7 protein-coding genes are annotated in these 10,731 nt (G+C 41.1%); 6 read left to right on the forward strand and 1 reads right to left on the reverse strand.

Features of this window, described 5'->3' with window-relative positions; genetic code table 11:
* Nucleotides 1-319 precede the first annotated feature (319 nt).
* A complete protein-coding gene (locus LC073_RS20790; RefSeq protein ID WP_226649456.1) occupies nt 320-1,003 on the forward strand; it encodes a hypothetical protein in 684 nt (227 codons plus the stop codon).
* A gap of 60 nt (nt 1,004-1,063) precedes the next feature.
* A complete protein-coding gene (locus LC073_RS20795) occupies nt 1,064-1,297 on the forward strand; it encodes a hypothetical protein (protein WP_226649458.1) in 234 nt (77 codons plus the stop codon).
* Between the two features lie 1,148 nt (nt 1,298-2,445).
* On the opposite strand, the gene LC073_RS20800 is transcribed toward LC073_RS20795, so the two are convergent.
* Nucleotides 2,446-2,595: a hypothetical protein gene (locus LC073_RS20800; protein WP_226649460.1), complete on the reverse strand. Its 150-nt coding sequence runs from the start codon at nt 2,593-2,595 to the stop codon at nt 2,446-2,448.
* A gap of 629 nt (nt 2,596-3,224) precedes the next feature.
* On the opposite strand from LC073_RS20800, the gene LC073_RS20805 reads away from it, so the two are divergent.
* The 4 genes from LC073_RS20805 to LC073_RS20820 all read left to right on the forward strand — a co-directional run bounded on the left by LC073_RS20805 (nt 3,225) and on the right by LC073_RS20820 (nt 10,256).
* Nucleotides 3,225-5,234, forward strand: coding sequence for a hypothetical protein (locus LC073_RS20805; protein ID WP_226649462.1), 2,010 nt, complete (start codon nt 3,225-3,227; stop codon nt 5,232-5,234).
* A gap of 61 nt (nt 5,235-5,295) precedes the next feature.
* Nucleotides 5,296-6,870 carry a hypothetical protein gene (locus LC073_RS20810; protein WP_226649464.1) on the forward strand — a complete coding sequence of 525 codons (1,575 nt, stop codon included), beginning with the start codon at nt 5,296-5,298 and terminating at the stop codon, nt 6,868-6,870.
* Nucleotides 6,871-8,042: 1,172 nt separating this feature from the next.
* Nucleotides 8,043-9,938, forward strand: coding sequence for a VCBS domain-containing protein (locus LC073_RS20815; protein ID WP_226649466.1), 1,896 nt, complete (start codon nt 8,043-8,045; stop codon nt 9,936-9,938).
* 36 nt (nt 9,939-9,974) lie between these two features.
* Complete coding sequence (locus tag LC073_RS20820; protein ID WP_226649468.1) at nt 9,975-10,256, forward strand: hypothetical protein; 282 nt, start codon at nt 9,975-9,977, stop codon at nt 10,254-10,256.
* Nucleotides 10,257-10,731 lie beyond the last annotated feature (475 nt).

A 10,731-nucleotide genomic window follows, 5' to 3' on the forward strand; every position in this document is an offset into this window, starting at 1 on the left:
CTTGAGCATTTCGACCAGAAATTTGACTCAGAATAGCGAAAACTGGTCGAAATGGCTATGCCGTATAGCCATACAGCCTTAGTGCCACAAGGCCTAGCGGCTTTTTTCAGGGCCGACTAATTAAGGCGTGACTTTACAGGGATAACTCTGAATAATTCCGTGATACCTCTACGGCCTTTAAGGCCTGTTCTACGGAACTTTCAGAGGCTCCCATATTAAAATTGCCCATAATTTATATTTTAAAGTCATAAATTGAAAGATTAATTGTTAGAACCGAATTAGACTTGACTGATATGCAAATATATAGGATTAATTTAACATGACTACTATCTACCAAGCTATTGTGGCCGCTAGAAGCATGGGGATATCAGAAGCACATCAGATTGACGAAACTAGCAGGTCGAAAACTTGTCTAGGAAAAATTTGCGAAAGAATAAGTAAATTATTCAGCAGACCCAAATCAATCAAGACACCTGTTCCCAAGCCGAACGTTATTGAAAAATGGGAGTTAAATATTCATCATTCTGGTAGGTGCGATAATAAAAGCCATAAAATTCCGACTTTTTCGGGTAGATGTCAAGAATTTTTAAAGGCCACAAAAGAATCTATTTCGAAGCCGGGATATGAAATCAAGGTTAATCATGAAGGAAAGCTTAAGAATTACGGGACAATAGATGCGAATTCTATAAGATCAAGAGTTAGAAATCTTAATGGAAATGTAGTTGCTCCTTTGATCATTGAGGTGCGCAACCTAATGAGTAACGGTGCTCAATCAATGGCAGAACTTAAAGAAGATGTAGATAAATTAATTTATGAAATTGACAAAAATATGTCGACTCTCGATCAATATGAGCCAAAAGATGAAAAGAAAAAGATGGAAGAAAAGCAAAATATTAAAGTTTTTTTAAGCGTTATTAACGAGACAGAGAAACTATTAAAAATATATGATGAAATGAATAGAGGGATAAATACAACGCAGGACGAGCTTGAAAAATTAATATAAATGGGTAAACAGATAGCAGTATTGGTTTAGGATAATAACTGCAATGGGTAAGGGAGGGGTATGCTGGAAGGGTCGGCATCTCTCCCAACCAAGAGAAAGACACTGATAATAAGCTACTACCCACCGAGTGAGAACGAACGATACCAGGTTTACAGCCCGAGAAAAGCCAGACACTCTCAGAAAGCCATTGCAGAGTTATTAGAGAGGCATCCCTCGCCGTCAGACGAGAGCTACAACGCAATAATGGTTTTCGAGGATATCGCCCTGGGCAAGCATATAAGCTTGCGGATCTAAGGCACCGCCAAGCGTATAATACACAGAAAGTGACAGATGACGTGTGGCAACAAATAGCCAGCTGATTTATTTAGATCAGACAAGTGGTGGAGACCGATAAAATCAACTTAAGATTGTATCAAAACCCTATCGCAAACGTTACGGTGAGTATAATCGGCGCGGAAAGATCAAAAACAGAGAGAGCATAGATCATCGGCCGGCGTTTGTAGACCGATTGAATCGGATTGGCGACTGGAAAGGTGATACCGTTATAGACAAGGGGCCTGGCGGTGCTTATCTGACTATGGTCGAGCGCAAAACGTTATTTACTATTATTGTGAGATCGACAGACAAGCGATCAGACCTGTTGGCTGAAGCAGCAGTTAGCCATATGCTGGGTTTCAAAGATTAAATCAAGATAATAACTTTCGACAATGCTCTTGAATTCTCTGGTCATGAAAGGATTGCAGTTATTACTTGAAACCAAGAACTATAAATACATCCATTAAGCAAATTCTAGGGCATTGACGACAGAGAAAACAATTCCATCCTACTCTCCGCAGGAACCTATTTTTGCTACAGTCTCAACGCCCCAATAACCGGCGCACTGCTTTTGACGTGTCCGGCGCCGCAGGCTCGTAATTCAATGGCTTGTGTAAGCTTAGCATGGGTATTATCCAATGAGGTGAAGGTCCTCTGTGGGAAGATCGCCTAGCAAAACTGCGAGCTGATGAACAAAAACGTCATAATAGGCAAAGCCCTGTGATCTATCGGCCAGCATAAATAACGCAGTTGTGCAGTGAAAGTTAATGTACCTTATGCGGAGGAGATCCGATAAATATGCGTCTTTCGCATACGCTCGGAAAATACCAGTAGGGGGCTGGTTGGCAACCTCCTGGTGCCTTGGTTTGTTGCAGTCAATAGTAAGTGAACCCTCAACAACCAGCGCTTGCACAGGAAGTGCCTGGGTCATTAATGACACGGGTGATCTATCAGAGGTCAGCCGATGGCTTAGGCCTATAAGGATATAGCCTGTTAGGACAATGCAGGAGCGATTGTCGAGTAGCCAACGCTCTTCGTAATGGTTGAGATACGGTGAAGACCTGAACGTTTAACCTAAGGTCATCTTCATGTCTTACAGAGTGATGCCAAACCGTTCAACGATTAGATCAGACACTACCTGGCTGTATCCACAGCCCAAAATCAAAGTCATTACGGCCTGGATCTCCACCTATGTTCCAACCATTACCTTCTTTTTCCTCAAGATCAAATAGTGTTCTGTTGTGTCCAGGTTCTTCTTTTGGTGAGAAAGATCCCATCCCTATTTCCCTCGTTATTTTAAGCCACCTGTAAGTCGTTCTATGCCCTAAACCGCAAACTGCGGGCGACTTTTGCGGCAACTTCTTCATCAAGAGGCGGATGGTCAACTAAGGTTCACATTGCAGCAACAGACGACATTGCGGCGGTGACATTTTTTCTATCTCCAGGCCAAAGTGGAGAAGCGCCAGAGGGTCGAGCCCCCCTAAAAAGACTTGAGAGCTCGGGATGAGAAGGTGCTCAAGTGACCATGGACAAAGCTTATGAAGCAGGTGAGACAAGGCTGCTTACTTTCGATTTAAGTATGGAGCCAGTGGTTCCTCCGAGGCGTAATCACCTGTCTTTCTGGGTATATGATCGAGAAATGTATAAGAAACGCAATGAGGTAGAGTGATTATTCCGGAGATTGAAAGGGTTCCGTAAAACTCTTAGTTGTTTTGATTAATTGGATGTCGTTTTTCGTTATTTTATGAATTTTCCAATAATCGTCGATAAGCTAATTTGTGTGAGAAGGCCCTGGCTGTTATTAAAAAGACCGGATTATAAAAATTAAAAACCAAAAGCTAAAAGGGTCAATTTTTTATCTGATATCCTACCATCTTTCTTAGGTGGGACTAAACTACCAAAGAATATGAAATCAATTTCTAGTCAAGTTATTATTGTTGAGAGAGAAAATATGCCAGGCGACATCGGCAAAGCTGGGAGTAAGGCTTCGGTTCCAAGTAATCGGTTCAGTGCCAGAGAAACAAATGAAGAAACTGAGTCAACTTTTAACGGTCATCGACAAAGGGCCTTAACGGGTATTGGTAAGCAATCAAAAGCAAAATTTGAGAAATGTCTGGGAAGGTTTGGGGGGGTTAAAAAAATTGATTCTCTAGAGCGTCCGAGCAAACCGAAAAATTTAACTGAAAAAAACAAAGACTCCGATGCACCAGAACTCGGCAGGCCTGACCCAAAAGTTGTTATGAAAAAAGTAGCAAAGCTGGGTGGTGATGTGAATCCCCAAGAAAGCCCGCAAATTACTCTGGCGAATTTTTTTCAAAAAAAAGCGGAAGAAAATAAGGTAAAATTCTTCGTTCAAGGAAACTTACCTTCCCTCCCGGCAGAGAAAGGTGAGGTAGAAAAAAAAGGCGCAGGATTTAACTTTACGTACGCACCAAAAGTCGGGGATACACCTTCATTCGACGCTGGTATTGGATTGGCAATGCTCCAGAAAAAAAACCCTGACGCTGTTAATTGCTCAACAGCTGATGGAAGCATTCCTTTTGACGGTAGTAAGCTTGATTCAACAAATAAATTGGCTCAAGACATTAAATGTAATGTAGGGCTTCTTACCTATTTGCAAAAGCTGGTTCAGCCTGATGACTATAGTAGGCTTTACGGAAAAGACATACCTAAGGGGGCACCCGCTCCAATTACACCAAATATGCATCCCTATCGATTTTACGCCTCTAATTTTCCCGCAGGAAGCCCGAGACTTAAAGCGCATCTAGGAAAATCCTCTGATGACATTAAGAATTATTTCACAAATGTTAATAAAGCCATTACTAAAATAACCAATACATGGAAAGGTGATCAACCTAACAGTATTGATGGGTTCCTATCCAGAATATATCTAGAAAACAAGGATAACAGTGTTAACACTGGCTCATGGTCACCTAATAAAGAAGATAAATATGGCCAGCAGATACCGAGCCCCGGTGAGGCAATAGACATACTTAAAGAAATTGAAAGCGAAGGAAAAGCTGATCTAGACAATCCGAGACATATGTTTGCACTGACGTTACTACAAGCGCAAATCGAGTCGCATATTGTCCACCCTCAGCTGCTTGAAAAAAAAATGGCGTCCTCAGACGATTGGTATCCTAATTTTGAAGAGGCTCTCAAGTCTTTTGATAACGAATTATTTCCAGAAGGACCGATCGTATTGAGCGAAATTCCAACAAAAATTCCCATGTATGACACCATACCTGCATTTAAATTATTTAACGAAGGGCTGGACGGTGACAAACAGCTATCGCGTGAAAAATGGGTTCAACTGTTTGTCAATATTGGTGTAGATGAATTTATTGAAAGTACAGAAGACAAAATTGCTTTTTCTTTAGCATGGAAGAACGTTTTCCCGAATGATAAGGAAGATACGATAGATGCACAGTGGGCAGCTTTTAACAATATTGATATCGACCATCTAACTATTATTCAGGATGCTCCCCATGATCATGATGATCAAGTTGCTGTTGCGATGGCGATGTCTCTGAAACTGCGAGGAGGAATCAAAAATTTATCCATTGTGGAGGGTGTCCGTAATATGGAAGTGGCAGAAAGCCTAAAGACCGATTTTCCACGGGTCTACATCGACTTATGCCCTAAAACAATGAAGAAATTGAGAGATGATAAAGGTTTTCGTTTATTAAAAATGTATCCAGAAGACGGCTTGACATTTTACAAAAGTGAAAAAGAGTCCATGCCTGGTCCGACCAAACCTTCACACAGAACAATGAATGAAATTAAAGATGCCGATGTTGCTGCATTCACGGTAGAGACTTTTTCGCTAGATGACTTTGCAAAAGGGGGAAAAGTTTTAGTTATTGCACCTTTCTCCATCGCAAGTGCCGTACTCGCTACAGACAATAAAGTGTGAATGATCGCTGTAGTTAAAAAATCTGGTTTCGGATAATAAGTACAATTGGTAAGGGGAATGCATGTTAAAACCCACTCGGGCTAGTATCTCGCGCCAAATGAAGCAGGTACAAAAAGCAAATGGTGGGGCCCGTAGCGGTGAAACTGAAGAAGCGCAAGGGGGCAATTCACTAAGTCAAACTCGTCCTAACGTCACCAGAAGGTTTGGGGGCGCTATGGTTAGGGCATCTGTTAGACCGTTGTTGGCTATACGTCGAAAATTATTAGAAGCACGACTTTATAGTTCAAATCGGAGCGCAGGGCAAATAGGTCGTTTTTACTCTGAAACCGAAATTCGAGAAATGGTAAGTACAAAACTTGGTGATATTTCTACACAAGAAAGGGAAAAATTGTTAAAAGCTATCACCAAACTACAGGCCTGCGCACGTGACAATATGCAACAACGAAAGTCGATGTCAGCTGACAAACTACGTGCGCTTTTGTTAGAACCAAATAAAGGGGGACAAGCTTCTAGGAATAGCCCAACCTACATTGTAGGAGGAATTGTTCAAGAACCTCAAAACTACTCTGATGTCAGAAGCTTTCCAGAAAAGACTGCTAACAGTCGCGATGAATACAGAAGAGTTCTAGAGAGCACAATAGCCGAGGAATTACTTAGCCCATCTAGAACAAACTACGTAAAAATAAAAAAGATAATGGAAGATACTGAGCGGAAACTTAAAACATGGGTTGAAAATCATATTGCTAAAAATGGAAATGAAAATGCTCTTGCTGTATTTTTGGCAATGTATACAGATGGTGTCACTCCAAGAGCATACGAAGTAAATAATCAACTCGCTCAATTTGCGAGTGCAACTTATCAAGCGAAAGAAGATAAGGATGACCTTGCTTTACTCGGCACACGCTGCGCCGGATTGATGCAATGTATTGCATGGCTAAGTCATGAGGTCACGGATGCTGACGCCAAACGCCAGGATAGACGTAATAAAATTGTTTATCATAATCATAAATTTTTTGGAAAAGGGCGTGGCAGAGAAGATAGCCCAAATAAACTAAAGGGAACAAAATATAAAGGCATAATAAAAAGTGAAGAGTATGCACCTGTTCAAGAGCAGCACAAAACACAAATACCTCTAACAAAAGCACAGATAAATAGTATACCGAGTGTAATTGTAGCAGAAAAGCCTCAGGGCCGTGAAAGGCGTATTCCTGCTTGGCTGAAAAACTCCAAAGCAAGAACGATGCCTTTTGTTAACTCCATATCAGGCTTGGGACTAGTATCAAGCCTGTCAGACTCTCTTAGTTTAATACCAAAAGAGTATGATGATAAGCTTAATTTCTATACCCTAGTTGCAGCAGCACAACTATATACATTAGGAGGTCACTCACTCTTTGAGTTTATGGAAGGTGTTAGACTAGGTCAGGATGTAAAAGCTTATAATCAGTCAGAAAATACCGACAGCTCTCAAAATGTAGATAGATCTAACAAGAAATTTATTGCAATGATTCGAAAAGATAGACTTCCCCGTGCAAACCATGGGTTAGATTATGAAAGTTTCGTGAATCAAATACCTAAGGAAGTATTGAACCAAGCAGCGAAGTCAATGAAAGAAGCCACCGCGAACACTAAAGTGTAATTGAAAAGAAGAGAGTTTCCCGTTTTGATGTTGGTGTCGAATTAATATCAAACACAAAGAACTCTCTCTATGCTTGAGTCTAACAGCCCTAGTTATGGGTGTATCCAGAGATACCTTCGATCGTTATCATGGAGGGGAAACCACTACTTCTATTGAATATCTGTGGTACCGGAGCACCCTTGTTGCTAATAATCTGGAGAGGGGCTGGATAGCTTCATACCATACTGTTTAAGGAATCAATACTTTTCTGGAAATACTAGAAGGAGTTGGTTATTGCTACTTTGATATCAATAACCAACACTCCCAGCTGGTGGGAATAAGGTAGAGACGTGATATAGGGAAAGGGCTATCTCTCTCTGCTCACAATAGCGACCCCACCTGACGACCAAGCGACGGTGGTTTCCTAGCCATGAAAAAGTTCGTTCGAGGATGTTCAATTTTCCAGTGTCGAACATACTTTCCAAGCTTTCTGCCATCTTGTCGTACACTAGGTGCCGATTTTTTTGTATGTTTATAGGTAATATCACATAAGCAGGGATCTTTGATAGCGCTGTCCGGGAAATTTCCGCCAAGCCTCCAACCAAGCGCCTTGCTCTTCCCAAAACTGGAGCCTTCTCCAGCAAGTACTCGGCGATGGGTTAGATGGAGAGAGATCCTTCCATCGTGCTCCTGAGCGCAATATTCACAAGATACCTTCAAAACATACGCAGTTATCAATGGGTTTGGGGCCACCTTATCCACGTTTTGGTTGGGGGAAGCAAGGCTCCTTAAATCTATTCACACTTACTGCGTCTTATCATTCCATGAGGTCGCAAGAATAACTGATTTCAAGTTATGAAGCAGCTTTTAGGGTTAAGGGTTGCAAAAAAATGTAGCCGAATAATACTGAAAAAATACATAAAGGTTGAAAGTGGCGAGCTTATGGAGGCGATGTCTACACCTATACAAAGTTCACAAAAAAGAAAAAATTCAAATCACTCATCAATAAAGACCAAATTCTAAAATTTATAGCCTTAAATCTAATGACGCTAATGAAATTTATACAATAATGGGGCCGTCAATAGTTAAAATTAGCTGCAGGCGGTTAACCTATATCTATCGAATAGATGATTAGGTTTTGCGTTCGGCAACTTAAGCATATTGTAAAGTTGCTATAGTGCTTAGGAGAATGTGTGAAAAATATAAGTAAGATCGCAGTGACCATTTTGTTATCTGTTCTTGTCGCTTCATGCGGAGGTGGTGGAGGAAGCTCAAATTCTGACCAAAACACGGATGGAAGTTCTGTTGGGAGTGGTAACTCAGGAAGTGGCAATGACTCAGGAAGTGGCAATGACTCAGGAAGTGGCAATGATTCAGGAGATGGTGATGACTCAGGAAGTGGTAACGACTCAGGCGACAGCAGTTCGTACCAAATAACAGGTGGCTCTGGTAAAATTTCAGAAAATCTCGAAGAGAGAGTTTCAGGGGTGCTTTCCAGTGATACAAATAGAGATATCCAATTTACTCCAGGTAGCTTCCAAGGGGTTTATGGAGAGCTTGAGGTCCATGCAGATGGAAGTTGGGTGTATGTGCTTGATGACCTTCTCGCAGATCCAATTAAAGGGGAGGAGGTTGTTAGTGATAATTTCGATATAGGCATTCAGGAAAATAGTGAAACAACTCCCATTACAATTACTATTGTAGGGTTTGATGATCCATACGAATTTGATGTAGAAATACCAATTGGTACATTAGTGGTTGGTGATACGGAGTACTTAGCCGGAACGCTAACTATCAGTGATGTTGATGGAAATGCACCAACTTTTAATGATGAAGCTATTGAGGGTGAGTATGGTGAGTTCCATATAAATAAAAATGGTGATTGGGAGTACCGCCTTAACGAGAAAGCGGAAGATATTCCCTCAGGAAGCTCTGCGACTGAGGCAATCGACCTCTCACTAAGTGATAGTAGTTCTCAACGGTTAATGTTTTCTATTAATACAATAAAGGTTAAGGAAAGCAGTATTGTATTCATATACCTGGAATTCGATGGTGACTCGTCGTTAGATATTCTCGATATATCTGATCTTGCAAATAGGGTTTTCAATAACCCAGACTCTATGAATAACGTATATTATAATAATTCACTTGGGCAGCATAATTTTGTACGGCATCGTGTTGAAGATAGCTCATTAGAGAATTATTGCTATGGCTCTCCTGGACAGTATACCTCTTCAATTGATTGTGTGATTTTCAATGTCCCTGATGAAATAAATGGCGACATGCTTAGCTACCAAGAGATATATGATAGGGTACATCTTGGTGGCCGATATACGGACAAAGGACTGAGTTTTCGTGATGAAGCTACGGAGTGGGCCAAAGAAAACCTGGTGGATGAGAATAACGAACCTCTAGATCTAGGGAAGTGGGACCATCGAGTATATCTTTATCCAAAAGCTATTTTTGGAGCATATGGAGTCGGTGCAACCTGGGGGGGGTGGTCCTTAGTGGGGTTAAATTTAGGTCCAGCACGTGGCATAGATTTTATTCAGCATGAAGTGGGTCATAATTTTGGATTAGCGCATGCAAATTTTGATGGCAATAATGATGGGGATGCATCTGATGGTAGCTATGGTGGGGTAGGGATAATGGGACTTGGCTATTCCAAAATATTTGGTAGTGGTCAGCGAGAATTCTTAGGATGGTATGAGCTATTCCCAGAATATACAAGAGTAATTACACCGTCTGCGGGCGTGTTTCAAGAGGCAGAATTGCAATCAATTTACCTCGGCCCCGGGGAGCTATCAAAGGATATTCCCCAGCAAATAAAAATTCGGAGTGAAGGTAGTAGCCATGGGAAAAATTACTACTATATTAATTACCATACTCGCCATTCTATCATGTATCCAACCCAAAATTCTCCCTCGGTAATTGTTAGTTATGCCAATGATGGTGAATATAATGATGTGGCGAGACTTAAGTCGCTAGGCGAATCTTTCACAGACCCTAAGAATGGGCTGGTTATTAGGTTTGAATCAATAGATGCTGCAAGGCAATCAGCAAAAATTTCTGTAAAATATAGCAACTAACTGTATTTAAATAAATGTTTTTACATGGTGGGAATTATGTTAAGAGCGCTTTTGTTATCGATTTTATTTGTTGTATCGGCAGCTGTCGCGGCTGAAAGTGTTATAGTCGGGACGGTGGAAGAGATTGTTGTAGAGGACGAAAATTTTAATCAGGTGCAGCACCTTTTTTCAGTTAAGGATGAAATTTCTGGAAATTATTTTTTCTTTAATAAGAAAGAAGTAAAAGGCGTTGATATAAAACACGGAGATCGTGTAAGCGTTAATGCTGAATATAAAGGTTCTCAGATCGTTGAGATTAGAGATATTGACTTGATATAAAATATATTGCTGGGTGTGGGATATTCATTAAGTGGGCTTAAATGCTCCGGTGAAACTTCTCATGCTTATGGGTTGCTGGAAGTCGGCGAGTCAATCGCTAAATTCGATCAATAATCAGTTGGATAGCGGCTTCCAGGCCCGAACAGAAATCGTTTATATTTTTCAGGCAGTCTTCACAGCCAGGTAAAACACTGCCATTGAGGGTTTATCAGAGCGAAACACTTTACGCAGTTTGTCAGCTTTTCCAATACGGCGGCAGGAGTGACCAATAATACGGGTGTTGAACGCAACACAAATGGTCAATCAAAGCCAGTATTCGACTCTGAAGCGTGTAGAACCCTTGTGAACACCCTATACTAGTGGTCCATGCGGAAAATAAGGTTACGTAATTTGAGTTCGCGTATACTTGCCCCATGGATACTCCTGACGTTTTCACAATTACCGCTCATGATGCAGCGACCCTGGAAAGCTGGAT

Source organism: Microbulbifer variabilis (assembly GCF_020524905.1).
In the GTDB taxonomy this organism is placed as follows: domain Bacteria; phylum Pseudomonadota; class Gammaproteobacteria; order Pseudomonadales; family Cellvibrionaceae; genus Microbulbifer; species Microbulbifer variabilis_A.

Coding starts and splice junctions, on each gene's coding strand:
- LC073_RS20790 (WP_226649456.1), top strand. CDS start 320: ATGACTACTATCTACCAAGCTATTGTGGCCGCTAGAAGCATGGGGATA.
- LC073_RS20795 (WP_226649458.1), top strand. CDS start 1,064: ATGCTGGAAGGGTCGGCATCTCTCCCAACCAAGAGAAAGACACTGATA.
- LC073_RS20800 (WP_226649460.1), bottom strand. CDS start 2,595: ATGGGATCTTTCTCACCAAAAGAAGAACCTGGACACAACAGAACACTA.
- LC073_RS20805 (WP_226649462.1), top strand. CDS start 3,225: ATGAAATCAATTTCTAGTCAAGTTATTATTGTTGAGAGAGAAAATATG.
- LC073_RS20810 (WP_226649464.1), top strand. CDS start 5,296: ATGTTAAAACCCACTCGGGCTAGTATCTCGCGCCAAATGAAGCAGGTA.
- LC073_RS20820 (WP_226649468.1), top strand. CDS start 9,975: ATGTTAAGAGCGCTTTTGTTATCGATTTTATTTGTTGTATCGGCAGCT.